Genomic DNA, 25,021 nt, shown 5'->3' on the forward strand with positions numbered 1-25,021 from the left:
GAAAACTCTTGTAGGAGCCGAGCTTGCTCGCGATGACGGACTGACACTCAACATTGATGTCAACCGTTACACCGCTATCGCGAGCAAGCTCGGCTCCTACAAAGGTCGGGTTTCAAATCCGGCGCCAGGCCCCACCTTTTGTAATCACCGTGACCGAGTCCTGACGATGAACACAGATTTCCGCAAATCGCTGCCCGGCAGCCATCTGGATTACTTCGACACCCGCGCGGCAGTCGAGGCCATCCAGCCCGGCGCCTATGACACCCTGCCGTACACCTCCCGCGTACTGGCGGAAAACCTGGTGCGCCGCTGCGACCCGGCCACGCTCACCGAATCCCTGAAACAGTTCATCGCGCGCAAACGCGACCTCGATTTCCCATGGTTCCCGGCCCGCGTGGTGTGCCACGACATTCTTGGGCAGACCGCCCTGGTCGACCTCGCTGGCCTGCGTGATGCCATTGCCCTGCAAGGTGGTGATCCCGCGCAAGTGAACCCGGTGGTACCGACACAATTGATCGTCGACCACTCCCTGGCCGTCGAGCGCGGTGGCTTCGATCCGGAAGCGTTCGAAAAGAACCGCGCCATCGAAGACCGTCGTAATGAAGACCGTTTTCACTTTATCAACTGGACCAAGAAGGCTTTCAAGAACGTCGACGTGATCCCGCCAGGCAACGGCATCATGCACCAGATCAACCTGGAGAAAATGTCGCCGGTGATCCAGGTGCGTGACGGCGTGGCCTTCCCGGATACCTGCGTCGGCACCGACAGTCACACCCCGCATGTCGATGCCCTGGGCGTGATCGCCATCGGTGTTGGCGGTCTGGAAGCGGAAAGCGTGATGCTCGGCCGTGCCTCCTGGATGCGTCTGCCGGAAAGCGTCGGCGTCGAACTCACCGGCAAGCTGCAACCAGGCATCACCGCCACCGACATGGTGCTGGCGCTGACTGAGTTCCTGCGCAAGCAAAAAGTCGTTGGAGCCTGGCTGGAGTTCTTCGGTGAAGGCGCCTCCGCGCTGACCCTCGGCGACCGTGCAACCATTTCCAACATGGCTCCGGAATACGGCGCCACCGCGGCGATGTTCTACATCGACCAGCAGACCATCGACTACCTGAAACTCACCGGCCGTGAAGACGAGCAGGTGCAGTTGGTCGAGAATTACGCCAAGACCACAGGCCTGTGGGCCGATAGCCTGAAGGGCGCACAATACGAGCGCGGCTTGACCTTCGACCTGTCTTCGGTGGTGCGCAACATGGCGGGGCCGAGCAATCCTCACGCCCGTGTCGCTACCTCTGATCTCGCGGCCCAGGGCATTTCCGGCCAGTGGGACGATGTGCCCGGCCAAATGCCGGACGGCGCGGTGATCATTGCCGCCATCACCAGTTGCACCAACACCAGCAACCCGCGCAACGTCATCGCGGCAGGCCTGTTGGCACGCAATGCCAATAAGCTCGGGTTGACCCGCAAGCCGTGGGTCAAATCGTCCCTCGCACCGGGTTCGAAAACCGTGGCGTTGTATCTCGATGAAGCCGGCCTGACTTCTGAACTGGAGCAGCTTGGTTTCGGCGTGGTGGCATTCGCCTGCACCACCTGCAACGGCATGTCCGGTGCGCTGGACCCGGTGATCCAGCAAGAGATCATCGACCGCGACCTGTACGCCACTGCTGTGTTGTCGGGTAACCGCAACTTTGACGGCCGGATTCACCCGTACGCCAAGCAGGCGTTCCTTGCGTCGCCGCCGCTCGTAGTGGCGTACGCGATTGCCGGGACCATCCGTTTCGACATCGAAAAAGACGTGTTGGGCCTGTCGGCGGATGGCAAGGAAATCCGCCTGAAGGACATCTGGCCGAGCGACGAAGAGATCGACGCGGTGGTCAAGGCATCGGTCAAGCCGGAGCAGTTCCGTCAGGTCTACATCCCGATGTTCGCCATCCACGAAGACACCGGCCCGAAAGTCAAACCGTTGTACGACTGGCGCGAGATGAGCACCTACATCCGTCGTCCACCGTACTGGGAAGGCGCACTGGCCGGGGCGCGTCCGCTCAAGGGCATGCGCCCGCTGGCGGTGCTGCCGGACAACATCACCACCGATCACCTGTCGCCGTCCAACGCCATCATGCTCGACAGCGCCGCTGGCGAATACCTGGCGAAAATGGGCTTGCCGGAAGAGGACTTCAACTCCTACGCGACACACCGCGGTGACCACTTGACTGCGCAACGCGCGACGTTCGCCAACCCGAAACTGTTCAACGAAATGGTTCAGGAAAATGGCAAGGTCAAGCAGGGTTCGCTGGCGCGTGTCGAGCCGGAAGGCCAGGTCATGCGCATGTGGGAAGCCATCGAAACCTACATGGAGCGCAAGCAGCCGCTGATCATCATCGCCGGCGCCGACTACGGTCAGGGTTCGTCCCGCGACTGGGCGGCCAAGGGTGTGCGTCTGGCCGGTGTCGAAGCCATCGCTGCCGAAGGTTTCGAGCGCATCCACCGCACCAACCTGGTGGGCATGGGCGTGTTGCCGCTGGAGTTCAAGCCGGGCACCGACCGCAAGACGCTGGGCATCGACGGCACTGAAACTTTCGATGTGATCGGCGAGCGCACGCCGCGTGCCACGCTGACCCTGGTTATTACCCGCAAGAACGGTGAGCAGGTGTCGGTGCCGGTGACCTGCCGTCTCGACACGGCTGAAGAAGTCTCGATCTATGAAGCCGGCGGCGTGTTGCAGCGTTTCGCCCAGGACTTCCTTGAATCGGCTGTTGCCGTTTAATACGACGAGCCACGCGGGATTTTAAGTCCCGCGCTGGCCTAAAAGGACCCACATGTCCCACGTACCTCAGATCAAGATTCCCGCCACCTATATGCGCGGCGGCACCAGCAAAGGCGTGTTCTTCAGCCTGCAAGACCTGCCTGAATCGGCGCAGGTTCCGGGCCCGTCCCGCGATGCGCTGTTGTTGCGAGTGATCGGCAGCCCTGACCCGTATGAAAAGCAAATCGACGGTATGGGCGGGGCGACCTCCAGCACCAGCAAAACGGTGATCGTGTCCAAGAGCATCAAGGCCGATCACGATGTCGATTACCTGTTCGGTCAGGTCTCCATCGACAAGCCTTTTGTCGACTGGAGCGGTAACTGCGGCAACCTCTCGGCGGCGGTCGGTTCGTTCGCCATCAGCAGCGGTCTGGTCGAGGCCAGTCGCGTTCCACGTAACGGTATCGCGGTGGTGCGCATCTGGCAGGCCAATATCGGCAAGACCATCATTGCCCACGTGCCGATCACTGACGGCGCGGTGCAGGAAACCGGTGATTTCGAACTCGATGGCGTGACCTTTCCGGCGGCTGAAGTGCAGCTCGAATTCATGAATCCGGCGGCCGAGGAAGAGGGCGCAGGCGGCTCGATGTTCCCGACCGGTAACCTGGTCGATGACCTGGAAGTGCCCGGTGTCGGCACGCTCAAAGTGACCATGATCAACGCCGGCATTCCGACCATCTTCGTTAACGCCGAAGCCATCGGCTACACCGGCACCGAGTTGCAGGGCGATATCAACGGCGACCCGAAAGCGCTGGCGATGTTCGAGACCATTCGTGCGTATGGCGCGCTGCGCATGGGGCTGATCCAGAATCTTGAAGACGCCGCCAAGCGTCAGCACACCCCCAAGGTGGCGTTCGTCGCACGGCCTGCCGATTACCTCGCTTCCAGCGGTAAGCCGGTGGCGGCAGGCGATGTCGACCTGTTAGTTCGGGCACTGTCCATGGGCAAGTTGCACCACGCGATGATGGGCACGGCTGCTGTAGCGATTGGCACCGCGGCAGCGATTGACGGCACGCTGGTCAACCTCGCCGCGGGCGGTATTCCTCGCAACGCGGTGCGCTTCGGGCATCCGTCCGGCACCTTGCGCGTTGGCGCCGAAGCCCAACAGGTCGATGGCGAATGGACCGTGACCAAAGCCATCATGAGCCGCAGTGCGCGAGTATTGATGGAAGGCTGGGTGCGCGTGCCGGGCGATTCTTTCTGAGGGGGAGCTGAAACAGCAGGGTGAACGCAGTCTCCGTAGCAACAGGCTTCGCCAGTTGCTGCGGGGCGCGTCGCAGGTCCGTCCATTTGCGGAGGAAACCAAACATGAGCGCCAACGTCGACCTGAACATTCGTCCCGACTACGACAAGGTCCTGCAGGACATTGCCGATTACGTTCTCAATTTCAAGATCGAGTCCAAAGAGGCGCTGGACACCGCCCGCAATTGCCTGATGGACACCCTCGGTTGCGGCCTGCTGGCCCTGCGCTTTCCCGAATGCACCAAACACCTGGGCCCTATCGTTGAAGGCACGGTCGTGCCCTTTGGCGCACGTGTTCCCGGCACCCATTTTCGTCTCGACCCGGTAAAAGCGGCGTGGGACATCGGCTGTATCGTCCGCTGGCTCGATTACAACGACACCTGGCTGGCTGCCGAGTGGGGCCATCCGTCCGATAACCTCGGCGGGATCCTCGCGGTTGCCGACCACCTGTCGCAAAAACGCGTGGCCAATGGCGATGCGCTGCTGACCATGCGAGCGGTGCTGGACGCGATGATCATGGCCCACGAGGTTCAGGGTGTGATTGCCCTGGAGAACTCCTTCAACCGGGTTGGCCTGGACCATGTGCTGCTGGTCAAAGTCGCCTCGACGGCGGTGACCGCGAAACTGATGGGTGCCAATCGCGAGCAACTGTTGGCGGCGCTGTCCCACGCGTTTGTCGACGGTCAGGCACTGCGCACTTACCGTCATGCGCCGAACGCCGGTTCGCGCAAGTCCTGGGCAGCGGGCGACGCCTCCAGTCGTGGCGTGCGGTTGGCGGACATCGCCATGCGTGGCGAGATGGGCATTCCGGGTGTGTTGACCGCGCCGCAGTGGGGTTTCTACGACGTGCTGTTCAGCCACACCAACAAGGACCTGGCGCTCAAACCCGCGGATAAACGTACGTTCAGCCTCTCGCAGAAGTACGGCACTTACGTGATGGAAAACGTGCTGTTCAAGATCAGTTTCCCGGCCGAGTTTCACGCGCAAACCGCTTGCGAAGCGGCGGTGATCCTGCACCCACAGGTGAGCAATCGTCTGGATGAAATCGACAAGATCGTTATCACCACTCACGAGTCGGCGATTCGTATCATTTCCAAGGTCGGCCAACTGGCCAATGCCGCCGACCGCGATCACTGCATCCAGTACATGACCGCCGTGCCGCTGGCCTTCGGCACTCTGGTGGCTGAACAGTACGAAGACGAGTTTCACGCGGCGCACCCGATCATCGACGAGTTGCGCGAGAAGATGGTCATTGTCGAAGAGCCGCGCTACACCCGCGAGTACCTGGAGGCTGACAAGCGCTCTATCGCCAACGCCTTGCAAGTGTTCTTCAAGGACGGCTCAAGCACCGGACAAGTGGTGGTCGAATACCCGATTGGTCATCGTCGTCGCCGCGCCGAGGGCATTCCCTTGCTGGAGGACAAGTTCAAGGCCAATCTGGCGACGCGCTTCACTGCGCAACGGTCGGCGCAGATCTTTGCCTTGTGCCAGGATCAGGCAAAACTCGAGGCTACGCCGGTTAACCGTTTCATGGATCTCTTCGTGATCTGAAGCCGAACCCGCGGCAGCTCCTACTTGAAGCGCCGCTCGACGCCTTTTTCCACCAGGATCTTCGCCGAAATCTCTTCCACGGAAAAATGCGTGGAGTTGATGTGCGCGATGTTCTCGCGGCGGAACAGGTTTTCGACTTCACGCACTTCGAACTCGCACTGGGCGTAGCTCGAGTAGCGGCTATTGGGCTTGCGTTCGTTGCGGATCGCGGTGAGACGGTCCGGATCGATGGTCAGGCCAAACAGCTTGTGCTTGTGGGCGCGCAACGCCGATGGCAGTTGCAGGCGCTCCATGTCGTCTTCGGTCAGCGGGTAGTTGGCCGCGCGAATGCCGAATTGCATGGCCATGTACAGGCAGGTCGGGGTTTTGCCGCAGCGTGACACACCGACCAGGATCAGGTCGGCCTTGTCGTAATAGTGGGTGCGGGCGCCGTCGTCGTTGTCGAGGGCGAAGTTCACTGCCTCGATACGCTCCATGTAATTGGAGTTGTGGCCAATGGAGTGGGACTTGCCGACCGAATACGACGAGTGCTCGCTCAACTCCTGCTCGAGCGGTGCGAGGAAGGTCGAGAAAATGTCGATCATGAAACCATTGGAGGTCGCGAGGATCTCACGAATATCCTGGTTGACGATCGTGTCGAAGATGATCGGACGAAATCCGTCCTTTTCGGCGGCCATATTGATTTGTTGTACCATGGCCCGCGCTTTGTCCACGTTGTCGATGTACGGTCGTATGACTTTGCTGAAGGTAATGTTTTCGAACTGCGCCAACAGGCTTTGACCCAGGGTTTCGGCTGTAATGCCCGTGCCATCGGAGATAAAGAAAGCAGATCGTTTCATTTGCGCCTTGGGCCTTAAGCTGGTGACGATTCTTGGATATGATAGGCGCGGTTTGTCGGCCTGGATTGGCCCGCATTCTCACTTATTTTCCAGGTCCAGGCCATATTGCTGGCAAATGCTCCTGATGAGCTGCCAGCGCCCTGAGCTTTTCCAACACAGTTAGTGGAGAGATCACCTTGGTAGAGTACGTAGTTTCCCTCGATAAGCTCGGCGTCCAGGATGTAGAGCATGTGGGGGGCAAGAACGCATCCCTGGGCGAGATGATCAGTAATCTTGCAGGTGCCGGTGTATCGGTCCCGGGTGGCTTCGCCACGACGGCTCAGGCTTATCGTGATTTTCTCGAATTAAGTGGTTTGAACGACCAGATCCACGCAGCCCTCGACGCGCTGGACGTCGACGACGTGAACGCCCTGGCGAAAACCGGTGCGCAAATCCGTCAATGGATCATGGAAGCCGAGTTCCCGGAGAAGCTCAACGCCGAAATCCGCACCGCGTTCGCCACGCTGTCGGCCGGTAACCCGGACATGGCCGTGGCCGTGCGCTCTTCGGCAACGGCCGAAGACTTGCCGGACGCTTCCTTCGCCGGTCAGCAGGAAACCTTCCTGAACATCCGCGGCGTCGAAAACGTCATTCGCGCTGCCAAGGAAGTATTTGCTTCCCTGTTCAACGACCGTGCCATTTCCTACCGCGTGCACCAGGGCTTCGACCATAAACTGGTTGCCCTGTCGGCCGGCGTACAGCGCATGGTCCGTTCGGAAACCGGCACTGCTGGCGTAATGTTCACCCTCGATACCGAATCCGGCTTCCGTGACGTAGTGTTTATCACCGGCGCCTACGGCCTGGGCGAAACCGTCGTACAAGGCGCGGTGAACCCGGATGAGTTCTACGTCCACAAAGGCACGCTGGCAGCCGGACGTCCGGCGATCCTGCGCCGTAACCTGGGCAGCAAAGCCATCAAGATGATCTACGGCGACGAAGCCAAGGCCGGTCGTTCGGTCAAGACTGTCGATGTCGACAAGGCCGAGCGTGCACGTTTCTGCCTGACTGATGCAGAAGTCAGCGAACTGGCCAAGCAGGCGATGATCATCGAGAAACACTACAAGTGCCCGATGGACATCGAATGGGCCAAAGACGGTGACGACGGCAAGCTGTACATCGTTCAGGCTCGCCCTGAAACCGTGAAAAGCCGTACCCACGCCAACGTCATGGAACGTTACCTGCTGAAAGAAACCGGCACCGTGCTGGTGGAAGGTCGCGCCATCGGCCAGCGCATCGGCGCCGGTAAAGTGCGCATCATCAAAGACGTTTCCGAGATGGACAAAGTCCAGCCGGGCGACGTTCTGGTTTCCGACATGACCGACCCGGACTGGGAGCCGGTCATGAAGCGCGCCAGCGCCATCGTCACCAACCGTGGCGGCCGTACCTGCCACGCGGCGATTATTGCGCGTGAGCTGGGGATCCCGGCCGTCGTGGGTTGCGGTAACGCCACCGAACTGTTGAAAGACGGCCAGGGCGTGACCGTTTCCTGCGCTGAAGGCGACACCGGCTTCATCTTCGAAGGCGAGCTGGGCTTCGACATCAAGAAAAACTCCGTCGACGCCATGCCGGAACTGCCGTTCAAAATCATGATGAACGTCGGTAACCCGGATCGCGCCTTCGATTTCGCGCAGTTGCCGAACGCCGGTGTGGGCCTGGCCCGTCTGGAGTTCATCATCAACCGCATGATCGGCGTGCACCCTAAAGCACTGCTGAACTACGACGGCCTGCCGTTGGAAATCAAGGAAAGCGTCGACAAGCGCATTGCCGGATACAACGATCCGGTCGGCTTCTACGTCGAGAAACTGGTCGAGGGCATCAGCACCCTGGCTGCCGCGTTCTGGCCGAAAAAGGTCATCGTGCGTCTGTCGGACTTCAAGTCCAACGAATACGCCAACCTGATCGGCGGCAAGCTCTACGAGCCGGAAGAAGAAAACCCGATGCTGGGCTTCCGTGGCGCTTCGCGTTACATCAGCGAGTCGTTCCGTGACTGCTTCGAACTCGAATGCCGTGCGCTGAAGCGCGTGCGCAACGAGATGGGCCTGACCAACGTCGAAATCATGGTGCCGTTCGTCCGTACCCTGGGCGAAGCCAGCCAGGTTGTGGAGCTGTTGGCCGAAAACGGCCTGGCCCGTGGCGAAAACGGTCTGCGCGTCATCATGATGTGCGAACTGCCGTCCAACGCGATCCTTGCTGAAGAGTTCCTCGAGTTCTTCGACGGTTTCTCCATCGGCTCCAACGACCTGACCCAGCTGACCCTGGGCCTGGACCGCGACTCCGGGATCATCGCGCATCTGTTCGACGAGCGTAATCCAGCGGTCAAGAAGCTGCTGTCCAACGCGATTCAGGCCTGTAACAAGGCCGGCAAATACATCGGTATTTGCGGCCAGGGCCCTTCCGACCACCCAGACCTGGCCAAGTGGCTGATGGAACAGGGTATCGAAAGCGTTTCGTTGAACCCCGATTCCGTACTGGAAACCTGGTTCTTCCTGGCTGAAGGTCAGGCTGAGGTCTGATCCGTGAATGAAGCCCGGGTCGGCTACACTGCTGACACGGGCTTTAAGATTCAAGTAGGGCGGGCTCCGGTGGACGCCGCCCTTTTTTGTGCAAGAGCATTATGCAAAGCAGCAGCAACCTGTTTCCTGTCGCCTTGATCAGCGCCGAGCGTCGCGGCGATCTGAGCGAGGACGTCTATCGTTTGAAACCCGGCAACAGCCCGGACGGCACCGTAGAACTGGCGGTTACCCGCCTGGGTATGGCCGATGAGCCCGCCGTGCGTGGCGTTCCGGTGATTTTGCTGCATGGCAGCTTTTCCAATCGGCGTTTCTGGTTTTCCCCCAAAGGCCTTGGTCTGGGCGCCTATCTGGCGCGTGCCGGCTTTGATGTGTGGATACCGGAAATGCGCGGTCACGGCTTGTCCCAGCGCAACCAGAACTATCGAAAGAACCGCGTTGCCGACTATGCCCGTTACGATCTGCCGGCGATTGCTGCGTTCGTTCGTGAGCAAAGCGCTCAGGTTCCGCACTGGATTGGCCATTCACTGGGCGGCATCACCCTGGCGGCAGCGCTGGGTGGTCAGTACCTGGGTGAGCCTGCCGTGGCCTCTGCGGCATTTTTTGGTACGCAGGTCAGTCGCACCTATTGGCCGTTGAAAATTCCCCCGGTGGAGTGGAGCGGGCGGTTCATCCTGAAGCGTTTCGCGCAAATTTCGGGCTCTCGCCTCAAGCGTGGTCCGGAGGACGAGCCGATAGGCCTGGCCCTGGAGGGCATGCGCTGGTATGGCCTGTTCGGACGTTTCGGCGATGCCGAGAAAGACTGGTGGGCCGGGCTGGCGGAGGTTCAGGTGCCGGTCCTGGGCGTCAGCGCGACCAGCGATCATCAGGACCCGGATTGGGCGTGCCGCAAGCTGTTCGATCAGATCGGTTCCGAGCACAAGCAGTTCGTCTGCCTGGGGCGCGAGCAGGGTTTTTCGGATAATTTCGGGCATGTTGAAATGCTTGTCAGCAAAGCTGCTCAGGCCGAAGTCTGGCCGTTGGTGCAGCGCTGGCTGACAGATCCGCAGGCGCCGTTGTTGGCTGACAAGCCGAGTTTGGCGACAGCAGTCTGAGTACGAATGCTCTGACAAGAGCGTTTCACTCCGATCAGCGAACGGCTAAGATATGACGCATTGAGCTGTTCTGGTCACAAACGGTTGTTGAGTCGACCTTATGTTCGTACCACTTGAGCGTCTGATCAATCTGAATGAAGGTTATCGGCGGACGTTCCAGGTTGAAGGGCGTAGCCTGCTGCTGTTGGTGCTGGATAATCAGCCGTTGTTGCTGATAGACAGCTGCCCGCACCAAGGCTCGCCGCTCGGCAGCGCGACATTGTCGGGAAATATCCTGCGTTGTCAGCGCCACGGTATCGAGTTTCAGTTGCCCAGCGGCGTGCCGGTACAGGCACAGTGCCCTGGCTTGAGTATGCTGAAGGTGGCTTACAAGGGTGATCGCGTCGGGATCGATGTTTAACCGTGGCGAATACACGTTCAATACCGTAACCCCTGCGATTTTCGACAGCCCACGATCTGTTCTTTCTCTTACAGGAGTTTCTCGATGAACCATTACCTTACTCCCGACCTGTGTGATGCCTACCCGGAACTGGTGCAGGTGCTTGAGCCGATGTTCAGCAATTTTGGTGGCCGTGACTCCTTTGGCGGCGAAATCGTTACCATCAAGTGCTTCGAAGACAACTCGCTGGTCAAGGAGCAGGTCGAGCACAAGGGGAATGGCAAGGTGCTGGTGGTTGATGGCGGTGGTTCGCTGCGCCGCGCATTGCTGGGCGACATGATTGCCGAGAAAGCCGTGAAAAACGGCTGGGAAGGGCTGGTTATCTACGGCTGCATCCGTGATGTCGACGTTATCGCGCAAACCGACCTGGGCGTGCAGGCGCTGGCCAGCCACCCGATGAAAACCGACAGGCGTGGCGTTGGTGAACTGAACATTGCGGTAACCTTCGCCGGCGTGACTTTCCGTCCGGGTGAATACATTTACGCGGACAATAACGGCGTGATCGTCTCGCCCAGTCCGTTGAAAATGCCAGAATAAACAGCTGATTCAAGCCAGGGGTGAGGATGTTCGAGGAAGAAAACGCGCAGTGGGGGCTGGTGCATGCCCTGGTGCTGGATGGTAAAGGTGGTGCGCGTTGGCTTGCCCGGACTGAACTGGATGACCTGCAACTGCAACCTCATGAAAGCCTTTGGCTGCATTGGGACCGTAGTCACCCGCAAACTCAGACCTGGTTGCGTAAATCCAGCGGTCTGAGTGAGTTCAGCTGTGACCTGCTCCTCGAAGAGAACACCCGGCCGCGCCTGCTGGCGCTGCCGGACTCCGAGTTGTTGCTGTTTTTGCGCGGAATCAACCTCAACCCGGGTGCCGAGCCTGAAGACATGGTGTCGGTGCGGATCTTCGCCTCTGCTCAGCGGGTCATTTCCCTGCGTTTACGCCCGTTGCGCGCCACCGATGAGTTGCTGGTGCAACTGACTGAGGGCAAGGGGCCGAAAACCACCTCCGAACTGGTCCTTTATATGGCTCAGTACCTCACCCATAAAGTGCAGGATCTGGTCAGCGATCTCTCCGAAATCGTCGATGACGAAGAAGAAAAGCTGGATGCCGACGAACGGTATACTCCAGAGCATGGCGCCATTGTGCAGATCCGTCGGCGAGCGGCCGGACTGAAGCGCTTCCTTGCTCCGCAGCGGGATATCTTCGGCCAACTGACGCGGATAAAACTGCCATGGTTTGTCGACGATGACGGCGACTACTGGAACGAATTGAACAACAGCCTGACGCGTTACCTGGAAGAGCTGGAATTGACCCGGGAGCGCGTGGGGCTGGTGCTTGAGACTGAAGACCGGCGTTTGAACGTGCACATGAATCGCATCATGTACCGCTTCGGGATCATCACCGGGATCTTTTTACCGATGAGTTTTCTGACCGGTTTGCTCGGGATAAACGTCGGCGGAATTCCTTTTTCCGGGAACCCTTATGGCTTCGTGATTGCCTGCCTGATGATGGTGACAGTAGGGGTGGGGCAGTGGTGGTTGTTCCGGCGTTTGCGCTGGGTATGAGGGAGAACCATGTGACCCGAAGAATTTTGATCGCGTCTTTCACAGATATCACGAGAGGTGCGTATGCACGATCCGTTTGAACAGTCCTTGCGCGACATGCTCAAGGCATCACCGTCCACCCGTGACGACGATGCCTGTCTGGGGCGTGTGCTGAAAACCGCCAACCGCCAGGTTGGCGCCGGTGATCTGTTCAGTCTGCTGGGCCGCTGGCTGCCCGCGCTGATGATCGCCCTGAATAACGGATCGGCCCATGTCATGCCGGTTTCCCGTCATAAACCTGCTGCCCGCACTGCTGATAAGGCTGATTGAATATGGAACTTGATCTCTGGACTCAGAGCCTCGTCACGGCAATGACCGCGTTGTGGACCAAGGTAGCGAACTTCATTCCGAACCTGTTCGGCGCACTGGTAGTGCTTCTGCTGGGGTTTGTCGTGGCCAAGCTGCTCGACACCCTGCTCTCGAAATTGCTTGCAAAACTTGGCCTGGATCGCTTGATGGGCGGTACCGGCTTGACCAAGCTGCTGTCCCGCGCAGGGCTGCGGGTGCCGATTTCTACGCTGATCGGCAAGATCGTTTATTGGTTCGTTTTGCTGATTTTCCTGGTTTCTGCTGCAGAATCCCTTGGCTTGGAGCGAGTTTCGGCTACGCTCGACATGCTGGCACTGTATTTACCGAAAGTATTTGGTGCCGCGCTGGTGTTGCTGGTGGGCGTATTGCTCGCTCAATTGGCCAACGGGCTGGTGCGTGGCGCCGCAGAAGGCGTAGGGCTGGATTACGCATCGGGCCTTGGACGTATCGCTCAGGGCCTGGTAATCATCATCAGTATTTCGGTTGCGATCAGTCAGCTTGAGGTCAAAACAGACCTGCTGAACCATGTGATCGTGATTGTCTTGATTACCGTTGGTCTGGCAGTTGCCTTGGCCATGGGGTTGGGAAGCCGGGATATCGCCGGTCAGATTCTTGCTGGAATCTATGTGCGTGAGTTGTATCAGGTTGGGCAACAAGTGCGTGTTGGTGAGGTCGAAGGTCAGATCGAAGAGATCGGCACGGTTAAAACTACATTGCTGACCGATGAGGGTGAGCTAGTCTCACTTTCCAATCGGATCCTCCTGGAACAGCATGTTAGTAGCCGCTAACCCGGCAAACCCTGCTAATGTATGCCGCCGCAAAATGCCCGATACGATGGGCTGCGGCGGACATTGACCTGACTGTCGGCCCGACTTGTTTTGAATAAAGCCCAATCGCTATCCATGCGCTACGACCCCCGCGAGCTCTCTGATGAGGAGTTGGTCGCGCGCTCGCACACGGAGCTGTTTCACGTGACGCGCGCCTACGAAGAGCTGATGCGGCGTTATCAGAGAACATTATTTAACGTTTGTGCACGGTATCTTGGGAACGATCGTGATGCAGATGATGTCTGTCAGGAAGTGATGTTGAAGGTGTTGTACGGTCTGAAGAACTTCGAGGGTAAATCGAAGTTCAAAACGTGGCTCTACAGCATCACGTACAACGAATGCATCACTCAGTATCGGAAGGAACGGCGTAAGCGTCGCTTGATGGATGCTTTGAGTCTGGACCCCCTTGAGGAAGCGTCTGAAGAGAAGGCGCCGAAACCTGAGGAAAAGGGTGGACTTGATCGCTGGTTAGTGTATGTGAACCCGATTGACCGAGAAATTCTAGTGCTACGATTTGTCGCAGAGTTGGAGTTTCAGGAGATCGCGGACATCATGCACATGGGTTTGAGTGCAACGAAAATGCGGTACAAACGCGCTCTTGACAAATTGCGTGAGAAATTTGCGGGCATCGCTGAAACTTAGTTCAGCGCAAATATTTCTTACGTGTAGGCAAGTTCTGATAGACTTGCCGCCGAGTTGTCCCCCGGTTTGCGGGACTGCTTTACAATCACCAGATGGGGATTTAACGGATGAAACTGAAAAACACCTTGGGCTTGGCCATTGGTTCTCTTATTGCCGCTACTTCGTTCGGCGCTCTGGCACAAGGCCAAGGCGCGGTCGAAGGGGAAGCATTCTGGGGCAAAACCTGGAACCACAGCGTCGATTCCTACGAGAACGGCCGCACTCCTGGCGTCTCGATCGGCTACTTCCTGACCGATGACGTGTCTGTGAACGCGACCTATCGCAAAGACGAATACACCCGTTCGGACACCGATACTGGCAACCAGCGGATCAAAGGCGATCACTTCGGTCTGAAATCCCAGTACCACTTCGGTACCGTAGGCGACGCTATCCGTCCTTACGTTGAAGGCGGTGTATCCCACGGCAGCATGACCAACGTCGCTGCTGACGGTCACACTGGTCGTGACAAGTCCACCTACCTGACCACTGGCGCTGGCGCCAAGTGGTACATGACCGACAACCTGTACGCTCGTGCTGGCGTTGAAGCCGACTACAAGCTGGACAACGGTCGTTGGGACTACCAGGCTCTGATCGGCCTGGGTGTTAACTTCGGCGGCACTGGCGGCAAAGTTGCTCCAGCTCCAGTAGCTCCGGCACCGGCTCCAGAGCCAGTTGCAGAAGCTCCAGTTGCTGAAGTTGTTCGCGTTCAACTGGACGTGAAATTCGACTTCAACAAGGCTGTTGTTAAGCCAAACAGCTACGGCGACGTGAAGAACCTGGCTGACTTCATGAAGCAGTACCCGAACACCACCACCGTAGTTGAAGGTCACACCGACAACGTCGGTCCTGACGCTTACAACCAGAAGCTGTCCCAGCGTCGTGCTGACGCTGTTAAGCAAGTTCTGGTCAAAGACGGCGTTGAAGCTAACCGCGTTCACTCGGTTGGTTATGGCAAGTCCCGCCCAATTGCTGACAACAGCACTGAAGCTGGCCGCGCTGCAAACCGTCGCGTAGAAGCGCAGGTTGAAGCTACCGCTAAGTAATTAGCCTGGTAGTTCGGAAAAGCCCGGCTTAGGCCGGGCTTTTCTTTGTCTGCGATTTAGCTTTTTGAAAGATCGTTCGAGCGCGGTCCGAGCCTTTGAGGGCACTTACGCCAGGTTAGCGTTCCAGAACTCTTCTCTAGAAGCTGTTGCAGGCCGCGATCTCTTGGCATTGTCACTGGCAGCCACCGCACCGATCACCAGGATCGCCGGGCTTTTCAGTTGGAAGCTGTGGGCGGCTTCCTGCATTGCCGTCAGGTTGCTCCGACATTCGCGCTGGTGAGGCAATGAAGCGTTTTCAATCATCGCCACGGGCGTATCAGCCGCCATCCCACCGGCGAGCAATTGCTCGCCAATTGAGCTCAGTTTCGCTACGCCCATGTAAATCACCAGTGTCGTACCGCTTTGGGCCAAGGCTCGCCAGTTAAGCTCGCTGTCGTCCTGAGTGTGCGCGGTGACCAGAGTTACGCCGCGGGCAACGCCGCGCAGGGTCAGGGAAATATCGCATTGCGTTGCGCCGGCCAGGCCTGCGGTGATGCCATTGACCAACTCCACTTCAATCTCGCGCTCGCGCAGCCACTGCGCTTCTTCGCCGCCACGCCCGAAAATGCACGGATCGCCGCCCTTGAGCCGCACCACACACTTGCCTTGGCGGGCATAACGCAGCATCAAGCGATGAATGAATGCCTGCGGAGTAGAGCGACAGCCACCACGTTTGCCGACCGCAATGATCCGTGCCTGCGGGCAATGCACCAGCACTGCGTCGTTGACCAGGTCATCGATCAGCACTACATCGGCTTCGTTCAGCGCCCGTACAGCTTTGAGGGTCAGCAATTCAGGGTCACCCGGACCTGCGCCTACCAACCAGACTTTTGCGCTCATGTTCTATTCCTCACGAGGTGATTGCGATGGGCTGCACATTGGCCGCCAACAGACGCTTGATTTCCGGGACACAGGAACCGCATTGCGTGCCGCAACCGAGTTGTTGTTTCAGGCCCTGCAAATCCAGGCCACTGCGAATGCCGGCGCACACCGCGCTTTCGCTGACGTTCTTGCAGTTGCACAGAGTTTTCGTGGTGCTGACGGATGAGCCCGCACTGCCGGGTGGTGTGCTCAACGGTGCCAAGAGCCAGCGCCGCAGTTGTTCGTCAGCGCGGCCTTCCAGCCAGAGGTTTTGCAGCCAGTGTTGGGCAAGGGTTTCACCGGCCAGGCGAATGGCGGTAATCCGGCCCTGTTCGATGCGCACGCGTTTGCCAATGGCGCGCCGTGGATCGTCGTAAGCCAGGACCGGGCCATCGTTGAGTCCCAGTTGCTGATCGATGGCATGCAGCCGCTGCGGGTCGGGTGCCTGGGCGCTGGCAGCGCGTATCAGCAGCGCCGGGCGTTCACGGCCGGCCAAGCTGAGGCTGACGTAGGAAAAGTCCTCACAGAGAGGTCGTAAGGTCTCGAAATGCTGCTGAACATCGCCCTCAACCAGTGCGAACAAATGCCATGGCAGCTTTACCGGCTCGATACGCACGCCGCTGTGCTTGAGTTCGGGTTGCTTCGACAGGGGGTCGAATGCCGGCTGCGTGAGCGTATTGACGCCACCCTTGAGGAAACGGTCTCCCCAGTGCATCGGCAGAAACGCCTGGCCCGGGCGCACACTGTCATCACTGCCGACCGCAACGATCACGCTGCCTCGACGGCTTTTGAGGTTGACCAGATCGCCGGTCTGCAGTCGATAGCGACGCAGTTCATCAGGGTGCAGGCTCAGCAGGGCTTCGCTGACGTGGCCGAACAATTGTGCAGCCGTGCCAGTGCGGCTCATGCCGTGCCATTGATCGCGCAGGCGCCCGGTGATCAGGGTCAGCGGAAAGCGTGCGTCACGCTGCTCTTTGGCCGCGCGATATGGATCGGCGACAAACTGTGCACGGCCGCTCTCGGTAGGGAAAATCCCGTCCGCGTAAAGCCGTGGCGTTCCGCTCGAGGCGCCGTCCGGGAACGGCCATTGCTGCGGGCCGAGGCGGTCGAGCAGCGCATGGCTGATCCCGCAGAGGTCCAGATCGCGTCCGCGTGTCAGTTGTTTGTATTCATCGAAGACCTGCGCCGGTTGTTCGAAAGTAAACAGGCTGGGCTGTCCTGGACGCAGGCGCCGCTCCAGGCGTTGTGCGAAATCCACGGTGATCGCCCAGTCCGGGCGCGCTTCACCCGGTGCGCTGATGGCGCGGCGAACGTGGGAAATCCGCCGTTCGGAGTTGGTCACCGTCCCTTCCTTCTCACCCCAACTGGCGGCCGGCAGCAGCAGGTCGGCAAACGGCGCGGTTTCGGTGGTGCGAAAGGCTTCTTGCAGCACCACGAATGGGCAAGCCTGCAATGCAGCGCGCACGGTTTGCTGATCCGGCAGCGACTGCGCAGGGTTGGTGCAGGCGATCCACAATGCTTTGATCTTGCCGCTCTGGACCTGTTCGAACAGTTCAATGGCGGTTAGCCCGGTGGTGTCAGGTAGTTTTTCGACACCCCAGTAAGCCGCCACTTCGGCGCGATGTTGCGCATTGGTTGCTTCGCGATGGCCAGGCAGCAAGTTCGACAAACTGCCGGTTTCGCGCCCGCCCATGGCATTCGGCTGACCGGTAAGCGAGAAGGGGCCGGCGCCCGGCCGACCGATTTGCCCGGTGGCCAGGTGCAGGTTGATCAGTGCACTGTTTTTTGCGCTGCCGGCAGTGGACTGGTTCAGCCCCATGCACCATAGCGAGAGAAAACTGCTTGAGGTGCCGACCCACTCGGCGCATTGCTGCAGCTGTTCAACGCTGATCCCGCAAAGTTGCGCGACCATTTGCGGGGTGTAATCGCGCACCAGGTTCTTCAGCTCGGCCAAGCCTTCGGTGTGCGCCTTGATGAACTCACGGTCGACCCAGTCTTCCCACAACAGCAGGTGCAAAATTCCGTGGAACAGCGCGACATCGGTGCCCGGCAGAATGGCCAGGTGCAGGTCGGCGAGGTCACAGGTGTCAGTACGTCGAGGATCAATGACGATGACTTTCATCTGTGGTCGGCGGGATTTGGCTTCTTCCAGTCGGCGAAACAGCACCGGATGGGCGTAGGCCATGTTGCTGCCGACAATCATCACGCAATCGCTCAGCTCAAGGTCTTCATAGCTGCACGGCGGGGCGTCGGCGCCCAGGCTGCGCTTGTAGCCGACCACCGCCGACGACATGCAGAGTCGCGAATTACTGTCGATGTTGTTGGTGCCAACCAGCGCCCGGGCCAACTTGTTGAAGGCGTAATAGTCTTCCGTCAGCAATTGCCCGGAGATATAGAACGCCACACTGTCCGGGCCGTGCTCGGCGATGGTGTCGGCGAAAACGCTGGTGGCGTGATCGAGGGCGGTGTCCCAATCGGTACGGCTGCGGGCCATACCTTTGCCGAGGCGCAGTTCCGGGTACAGCGCCCGTGCCGCGAGGTCGCCGGTGAGGTGCAGGGTTGAGCCTTTGCTGCACAGCTTGCCGAAGTTGGCCGGGTGCGTCGGGTCGCCGCTGACGCCGAGGATCTGCTCGCCGTCATGCTCGATCAGTACGCCGCAGCCCACCCCGCAATAACAGCAGGTCGAGGCGGTCGTCTGGCGGCTCATCAGCCTGCTTCCCGCAGAGCCAGCATGACCCGACCGTTCTCCACCCGTGCCGGATGGTGATGGGCGCAACCGACATCAGGCGCCAGGGCCTGACCGGACTCCAGGTCGATCTGCCAGTTGTGCAACGGGCAGGCGACGCGTTTACCGTAGATCAGTCCTTGGGACAGCGGTCCACCCTTGTGTGGGCAGCGGTCGTCGAGAGCGAAAACCTCGTCGTCACTGGTGCGAAAAATCGCGATGTCACCTTTGGGACCGCTGACGATGCGCGAGCCCAAGGCGTTGATTTCTTCGAGTGCGCAGATATCCAGCCAGTTCATGCCGGCACCTCCAGGTTTTTCACGGGGATCACATCGAACTCCTTCTTCAGCAATGGCTGCTCAAGGCGTTCTTTCCATGGGTCCTGCTCGAACGACAGGGAGAATTGCAGCCGGTCGTTGAGCGCTTTGCGGCGCTCCGGGTCTTCCAGCACGGCTTTCTTGATGTGCTCCATGCCGACCCGTTGCAGGTAGTGCACGGTGCGCTCGAGGTAGAAGGCTTCTTCGCGATACAGCTGCAGGAACGCGCCGTTGTACTCGCGCACCTCTTCGGCGGTTTTCAGTTTGACGAAGAATTCCGCGACCTCGGTTTTGATCCCGCCGTTGCCGCCGATGTACATCTCCCAGCCAGAGTCGACGCCGATGATGCCGACGTCCTTGATCCCGGCTTCCGAGCAGTTGCGTGGGCAACCAGAGACCGCCAGCTTGACCTTGTGCGGCGACCACATGTTGAACAGGTCATGCTCCAGTTCGATGCCCAGTTGCGTGGAGTTTTGTGTGCCGAAGCGGCAGAACTCGCTGCCGACGCAGGTTTTCACCGTGCGGATCGATTTGCCGTAGGCATGGCCGGACGGCATGTCGAGGTCCTTCCAGACGCCAGGCAGATCCTGCTTCTTGATCCCCAGCAAGTCGATGCGCTGGCCGCCCGTGACCTTGACCATGGGCACGTTGTACTTGTCGGCGACATCGGCAATGCGCCGCAGCTCCGAAGGATTGGTCACACCGCCCCACATCCGAGGGACTACAGAGTAAGTGCCGTCTTTCTGGATGTTGGCGTGGGCCCGTTCGTTGATCAGCCGTGATTGCGGATCGTCCTTGGCCTCGCCTGGCCACGTGGAAATCAGGTAGTAGTTGAGCGCCGGGCGGCAGGTGGCGCAGCCATTCGGGGTGCGCCAGTTCAGGTAGCTCATGGTCCCGGCGATGGTCAGCAGATGCTCTTCGCGGATCGCCTGGCGGATCTGTCCGTGGTTGAGGTCGCTGCAACCGCAGATGGCTTTTTCGCTTTTCGGTTTGACGTCCGCCGCGCCGCCGACGGTGTTGATCAGGATCTGTTCCACCAGTCCGGCGCAAGAGCCGCAGGAGCTGGCCGCTTTGGTGTGTTTCTTGACCTCATCGACACTGAACAGCCCGTGTTCCTGAATCGCCTTGACGATGGTGCCCTTGCAGACGCCATTGCAACCGCAGACTTCGGCGTTGTCAGCCATGCTCATGGCTTTGTCCTGGCCTTGATGGCCTACATCGCCCAGAGCGTTTTCGCCAAACATCAGGTGATCGCGGATCTCGCCGATGGCGTGGTTCTCGCGAATCTGCCGGAAATACCAGCCGCCATCCGCGGTGTCGCCGTACAGACAGGCACCGACCAGCACGTCATCCTTGATCACCAGTTTTTTATAGACCCCGCCGATCGGGTCGGAGAGGGTGATGGTTTCGGTGCCTTCGCCGCCCATGAAGTCGCCAGCGGAGAACAGGTCGATGCCGGTGACTTTCAATTTGGTCGAGGTCACCGAGCCTGAATAGCGGGCAAATCCCAGTTGCGCCAGGTGGTTGGCGCAGACTTTGGCCTGCTCGAACAGCGGCGCTACCAGGCCGTAGGCGATGCCCCGGTGGCTGGCGCATTCGCCGATCGCATAGATGCGCGGGTCATAGGTTTGCAGGGTGTCGTTGACCAGAATCCCGCGGTTGCACGGGATGCCGGATTTTTCCGCGAGTTCGGTATTGGGGCGAATGCCGGCAGCCATCACCACGAGGTCAGCGGGAATGATGTCGCCGTTCTTGAACTGCACCGAGCCGACCCGGCCATTGCCGGCGTCGTGCAGGGCCTGGGTCTGTTCGCACAGGCGAAAGTGCAAGCCGCGTCCTTCCAGGGCAGTTTGCAGCAACTGGCCGCTGGTTTTGTCCAGTTGCCGCTCCAGCAACCACTCGCCGAGGTGCACCACGGTCACGTGCATGCCGCGCAGCATCAGCCCATTGGCCGCTTCAAGGCCGAGCAGGCCGCCGCCGATGACGACCGCGTGCTTGTGGGTCTTGGCGGTGTCGATCATGACCTGGGTGTCGGCGATGTCGCGGTAACCGATGACGCCTTCCAGGGTATTGCCCGGAATCGGCAGGATAAACGGCGTCGAGCCGGTAGCGATCAGCAGCCGGTCGTATTCGGCTTCGCTGCCGTCTTCGGCGATGACCCGGCGTTTGACCCGGTCGATTTCCACTACCTTGCGGTTGAGCAGCAGTTTGATGTTGTTTTCCAGGTACCAATCAAGATCGTTGAGCACGATCTCTTCAAAGGTCTGCTCACCTGCCAGCACCGGCGAGAGAAGAATGCGGTTGTAGTTGGTATGAGGCTCGGCGCCGAAGACCGTGATGTCATACAGCTCGCTGCTCAGCTTGAGCAATTCTTCCAGGGTGCGAACCCCGGCCATGCCATTGCCGATCATCACCAGTTTTAGTTTTTTCATCAGGTTCTCCGGGGAGCTCAGGCTTGCCTCATCAGGGCGGTCAGGCTGGCTCGACAAATTTTGCGCAAACAAAAAAAAGGCGTCCCGCTAGTTACCTAGCGAGGACGCCTTTGTCCTGGTCCCGTTCTCTCGGGAAGCACACCCTTCGTCGTTGAAGGCCGGGCTTTATGTCTGTTGGAAAAGGTAATGCAGTGGTCGTGCCAAATCGGCGGAGGGCGTGGTTTTGTTGGGTTTTGCTTCGTTAAGCAGTGTCGGGTTTGAGCTTTTTGCACCAAATCAAGGCGCGCCGCCCGCAATTGGCGCGACAAATCCCTGTAGCAGCTGGCGCAGCCTGCGTTCGGCGGCGTAGCCGTCGTGAAATCAGGCACTGCGGTTTTTCAGGTACACCTTGCACATAGGGTTTACGACGGCTGCGCCGCCGAACGCAGGCTGCGCCAGCTGCTACGTAAAGCAAGGCGTCAGGTATGAAATGCCAGATACAGCAACACCAGATTGATCAACAACGACACCAGCGCCAGGGTCCGCCACACCTTCAACGGTTCACGTTCCAGCAACGGCCTGGGCCGTACACTCAAACTGCGCCGTTCGCCTTGTTCCAGCAGCAGCAACCATTCCTCCGCCGTTTCATAGCGTTGCGCCGGGTCGGCGCACACCGCACGCTCCAGGCTTTGTCCCAGCCAGTCGGGTAAATCCGGCCGATAACGATTGGCGTTGATTGGCAGGCCAAAGCGCGGACGTTGAAAGGCTTCGATTTCGCCGTAGGGATAATGCCCGGTGGCCAGGTAATAAAGCGTCACGCCGACGGCATACAGATCCTGTTGCGGTGTCGGTGGACTCCCGTTGAACGCTTCCGGGGCGATATAACTCGGGGTGCCCGGCAGCGCGTTCGATTGGTCTTCGGATAAACCGGTGCAGTATGCCAGGCCGAAATCCAGCAGCCGTAACTCACCGTCCTCAGACAGCAGCAGGTTTTCCGGTTTGATGTCGCGATGGAAGATCTGCCGCCGATGCAGCATGCCCACCGCCCGCAGCAAACGTTCGGCCAGTTGTTGCCATTGGGGCAGCGGCAACGGGCCGTTTTGCGCGAACAGCTCGGCCAGGGTCACCCCCGGATACTCGCGCATCACGTAATACAGGTGCTGACGTTGCGCCGCCGGGTGAACTTCCGGAAAGCTTCGACCGGCAACGCGCTTGAGAAACCACTCTTCAGAGAGCAGCGCCTGGGCGGCCGTGGTGTCGTTGTTCAACGATGAGGGAAGCGTCTTCAGTAGCCAGGGCTGTTGCTGCCCATCACGAACACGGTAAATCAGTGACTGCTGACTTTGCCCGAGCAGCCTCTCGACGTGCCAGCCCTCGAAGGCCTGACCGGGTTTGAGCGGCGGTGGCAATGGCCATTGCTGCAGCTGGATCAGCGTATCGCCGATGCTCGTTTCGCCGAGGGCGTCGACTCGTACCAGCAGCGCGCTGGCGTTGTCCTGACTGCCGGCCAGGTGAGCGGCGTTGACCAGAGTTTGCGCCGCGCTGTCGAGGTCGGGTTGATCGCGCAGAATGGCGGCGATGGCGGTGTCGCCCAGCGTCGCCCAAACGCCGTCGCTCAGCAGGACGAAGCTCTCGCCTGCGCGCAATTCACCATCGAGAAAGTCCAGCACCAGATGCTGATCCAGTCCCAATGCGCGCTTGAGCACATGCTGCATCCCCGGTTGTTCCCAGACGTGGTCCTCAGTGATGCGCTGCAACTGGTCGGCGTGCCAGCGATACACCCGACAATCGCCAACATGCGCCAACGTGAAGCGACGACCGCGCAGCACCAGCGCGCTGACGGTGGTGAGCAATGGCTGGCCGCCGCCATTGGCCTGCAACCAGCGATTCTGCGCCAGCAGCAGGCGGTCCAGCGCTTGCGCCACAGCCCAGGTTTGCGGCGTGGCGTAGTAATCGAGGGCCAGGGCCTGCAAGGTTGCCCTGGCTGCTAGCCCGCCATCGGCGCATTGACTGACGCCGTCGGCGATGGCGAACAGAAACCCCTTGCTCGCCGCCAGTTCAGCGGCGGGCGTGACCAGGCGCAGGGCGTCCTGGTTTTCGTCCCGTGGGCCGATGGCGCTGGCCTCGGCGAAGCTCAATTGCAGGCTCATTGGCGCATCATACCCGCGCGGCGGTCACAGCAGCCGAACCCCAGGTGGTTCTCCAGCGGCGCTTGACCCCGTGCAGGCCAAACCAGGCCAGAACACCGAGGCTGGCGAACAACCACAAGGCCAGTTGATAGCTGCCGGTGCTCTGCTTGATCGCACCCATGCCCGCTGCGAGGGCGAAACCACCGATGCCGCCTGCCATGCCGATCAACCCGGTCATCACGCCGATTTCGCGGCGAAAGCGTTGTGGCACCAGCTGGAACACCGCACCGTTACCCGCGCCAAGGCCGAGCATGGTGCAGACGAACAGTGCCAGTGCAGCGTAGGAGCTGGGCAGGTTGAAACCCACGGCAGCAATGCAGGTCGCGGCCAGCGTGTACATCACCAGCAAGGTGCGAATGCCACCGAAACGATCCGCCAGTGCACCACCGAGTGGCCGCATCAAACTGCCGCCGAACACGCAGGCTGCGGTGTAGTAGCCAGCGGTGACCGGGCTCAGGCCGTATTGGTCGTTGAAGTAGCCGGGCAGGGCGCTGGCCAGGCCGATGAAGCCGCCGAAGGTCACGCTGTAGAAAAACATGAACCACCAGCTGTCGCGGTCACCGAGGGCCTTGAAGTAGTCAGTCATGGATTTGGCTTTCGGCCGTTCAGGTGCGTTTTTCGCCAGCCAGGCGAAGATAATCAGCGTCAGGATCAGCGGGATCAGTGCAAAGCCAAAGACGTTGCTCCAGCCAAACGAGGCCGCCAGCATCGGGGCGATCAGCGCAGCGAATACCGTGCCCGAGTTGCCCGCACCGGCGATGCCCATCGCCTTGCCTTGATGCTGTGGCGGATACCACTGCGAGGCCAGGGGCAGGGCGACCGCGAACGAGGCGCCGGCCATGCCGAGGAACAGGCCCAGCAGCAGCGCTTGTTCGTAGCTGTGGATGCCCAGCTTCCAGGCGCCAAACAGGGCGCAAATCACGATCACTTGACCGATCAGCCCGGCGGTTTTCGGTGACAGACGATCTGCCAGCAATCCCATCACGAAGCGCAGGAACGCCCCGGCCAGAATCGGCGTGGCCACCACGAGCCCGCGTTGCTGGGTGGTCAGGTGCAAGTCGGCGGCGATCTGCACTGCCAGTGGACCCAGCAGGTACCAGACCATGAAGCTCAGGTCGAAATACAGAAAGGCCGAGAAGAGTGTCGGGGTATGGCCGGATTTCCAGAAGCTTGAATTCATCGCGCACCTCAGCTGTGAAGAGTCTCGAAGGGAGTCATGAGCTTTGCGGTGGCGCGCCGCGACGGCCGCACCACCGGCCCCGGGCTGTGGGGCCAAAACGAAAAAACGCCGCAACCCGCTGCACTTGCGCGAAAGGGGTATGCGACGTCTTTGTCGTAGGTGGGGCAACCGCCGTTGGTTACCTGTGTGGTTTACCTAGCGAGATCTGTGCCAACAACTTGCTATTGTGGCGAGGGAGCTTGCTCCCGTCGGCCGGTCCGCGCTCGGGCAGACCAGTCGTGATCTGGCTGACGGGCTTTATCTGACACTATGCGCTGGCGGGTTTTG

At 59.8% G+C, this 25,021-nt stretch carries 19 protein-coding genes; 12 read left to right on the forward strand and 7 right to left on the reverse strand.

Features of this window, described 5'->3' with window-relative positions; genetic code table 11:
* Positions 1-166: 166 nt before the first annotated feature.
* From acnD to prpD, 3 genes are all read left to right on the forward strand, one after another.
* Positions 167-2,761, forward strand: coding sequence for a Fe/S-dependent 2-methylisocitrate dehydratase AcnD (gene acnD / locus AC1RJ3_RS23625; protein WP_493080801.1), 2,595 nt, complete (start codon positions 167-169; stop codon positions 2,759-2,761).
* A 52-nt stretch (positions 2,762-2,813) separates the two neighbouring features.
* Entirely contained in the window at positions 2,814-4,004 is a 1,191-nt protein-coding gene (gene prpF, locus AC1RJ3_RS23630; RefSeq protein ID WP_493080803.1) for a 2-methylaconitate cis-trans isomerase PrpF, read from the forward strand.
* 104 nt (positions 4,005-4,108) lie between these two features.
* Complete coding sequence (gene prpD, locus AC1RJ3_RS23635) at positions 4,109-5,593, forward strand: 2-methylcitrate dehydratase (protein WP_493080805.1); 1,485 nt, start codon at positions 4,109-4,111, stop codon at positions 5,591-5,593.
* Between the two features lie 20 nt (positions 5,594-5,613).
* Here prpD and ppsR read toward each other — a convergent pair whose 3' ends face one another.
* Positions 5,614-6,432, reverse strand: a complete 819-nt coding sequence (gene ppsR, locus AC1RJ3_RS23640; RefSeq protein WP_054593257.1) for a posphoenolpyruvate synthetase regulatory kinase/phosphorylase PpsR — start codon at positions 6,430-6,432, stop codon at positions 5,614-5,616.
* Between the two features lie 176 nt (positions 6,433-6,608).
* On the opposite strand from ppsR, the gene ppsA reads away from it, so the two are divergent.
* The 9 genes from ppsA (at position 6,609) to AC1RJ3_RS23685 (ending at position 14,972) form a co-directional block, all read left to right on the forward strand.
* Positions 6,609-8,984: a phosphoenolpyruvate synthase gene (ppsA, locus tag AC1RJ3_RS23645; protein ID WP_054593256.1), complete on the forward strand. Its 2,376-nt coding sequence runs from the start codon at positions 6,609-6,611 to the stop codon at positions 8,982-8,984.
* A gap of 101 nt (positions 8,985-9,085) precedes the next feature.
* Positions 9,086-10,075 carry an alpha/beta fold hydrolase gene (locus AC1RJ3_RS23650; protein ID WP_347929424.1) on the forward strand — a complete coding sequence of 330 codons (990 nt, stop codon included), beginning with the start codon at positions 9,086-9,088 and terminating at the stop codon, positions 10,073-10,075.
* Positions 10,076-10,175: 100 nt separating this feature from the next.
* Entirely contained in the window at positions 10,176-10,475 is a 300-nt protein-coding gene (locus AC1RJ3_RS23655) for a Rieske (2Fe-2S) protein (RefSeq protein ID WP_054593254.1), read from the forward strand.
* An 84-nt stretch (positions 10,476-10,559) separates the two neighbouring features.
* Positions 10,560-11,051, forward strand: a complete 492-nt coding sequence (gene rraA / locus AC1RJ3_RS23660) for a ribonuclease E activity regulator RraA (RefSeq protein ID WP_054593253.1) — start codon at positions 10,560-10,562, stop codon at positions 11,049-11,051.
* Positions 11,052-11,077: 26 nt separating this feature from the next.
* A complete protein-coding gene (locus AC1RJ3_RS23665) occupies positions 11,078-12,073 on the forward strand; it encodes a zinc transporter ZntB (protein WP_103315376.1) in 996 nt (331 codons plus the stop codon).
* A gap of 63 nt (positions 12,074-12,136) precedes the next feature.
* Positions 12,137-12,382, forward strand: a complete 246-nt coding sequence (locus AC1RJ3_RS23670; RefSeq protein WP_054593251.1) for a hypothetical protein — start codon at positions 12,137-12,139, stop codon at positions 12,380-12,382.
* Between the two features lie 2 nt (positions 12,383-12,384).
* Entirely contained in the window at positions 12,385-13,209 is an 825-nt protein-coding gene (locus tag AC1RJ3_RS23675; protein ID WP_054593250.1) for a mechanosensitive ion channel family protein, read from the forward strand.
* 90 nt (positions 13,210-13,299) lie between these two features.
* Entirely contained in the window at positions 13,300-13,890 is a 591-nt protein-coding gene (gene sigX, locus AC1RJ3_RS23680) for an RNA polymerase sigma factor SigX (protein ID WP_075949123.1), read from the forward strand.
* 107 nt (positions 13,891-13,997) lie between these two features.
* On the forward strand, positions 13,998-14,972 hold the full coding sequence (locus AC1RJ3_RS23685) for an OmpA family protein (protein WP_347929425.1): 975 nt from the start codon (positions 13,998-14,000) through the stop codon (positions 14,970-14,972).
* Positions 14,973-15,077: 105 nt separating this feature from the next.
* On the opposite strand, the gene cobA is transcribed toward AC1RJ3_RS23685, so the two are convergent.
* The 6 genes from cobA to AC1RJ3_RS23715 form a co-directional block, all read right to left on the reverse strand.
* Positions 15,078-15,851, reverse strand: a complete 774-nt coding sequence (gene cobA, locus AC1RJ3_RS23690; RefSeq protein WP_493080811.1) for a uroporphyrinogen-III C-methyltransferase — start codon at positions 15,849-15,851, stop codon at positions 15,078-15,080.
* 10 nt (positions 15,852-15,861) lie between these two features.
* Complete coding sequence (locus AC1RJ3_RS23695) at positions 15,862-18,579, reverse strand: nitrate reductase (RefSeq protein ID WP_493080813.1); 2,718 nt, start codon at positions 18,577-18,579, stop codon at positions 15,862-15,864.
* Complete coding sequence (gene nirD / locus AC1RJ3_RS23700) at positions 18,579-18,896, reverse strand: nitrite reductase small subunit NirD (protein ID WP_054593246.1); 318 nt, start codon at positions 18,894-18,896, stop codon at positions 18,579-18,581. Before nirD ends, AC1RJ3_RS23695 begins: the two co-directional genes overlap by 1 nt.
* The gene (gene nirB, locus AC1RJ3_RS23705; RefSeq protein ID WP_054593245.1) at positions 18,893-21,346 is read right to left on the reverse strand and encodes a nitrite reductase large subunit NirB; all 2,454 of its coding nucleotides are present in this window, start codon (positions 21,344-21,346) and stop codon (positions 18,893-18,895) included. The genes nirD and nirB overlap by 4 nt, the downstream gene beginning before the upstream one ends.
* 458 nt (positions 21,347-21,804) lie before the next feature.
* Positions 21,805-23,475 (reverse strand): bifunctional protein-serine/threonine kinase/phosphatase, encoded by a 1,671-nt coding sequence (locus AC1RJ3_RS23710; RefSeq protein ID WP_493080816.1) that lies wholly within the window; start codon positions 23,473-23,475, stop codon positions 21,805-21,807.
* A 7-nt stretch (positions 23,476-23,482) separates the two neighbouring features.
* The gene (locus tag AC1RJ3_RS23715; RefSeq protein ID WP_054593243.1) at positions 23,483-24,694 is read right to left on the reverse strand and encodes a nitrate/nitrite transporter; all 1,212 of its coding nucleotides are present in this window, start codon (positions 24,692-24,694) and stop codon (positions 23,483-23,485) included.
* Positions 24,695-25,021: the final 327 nt, after the last annotated feature.

Source organism: Pseudomonas sp. GW822-FHT04C11, from assembly GCF_058800905.1.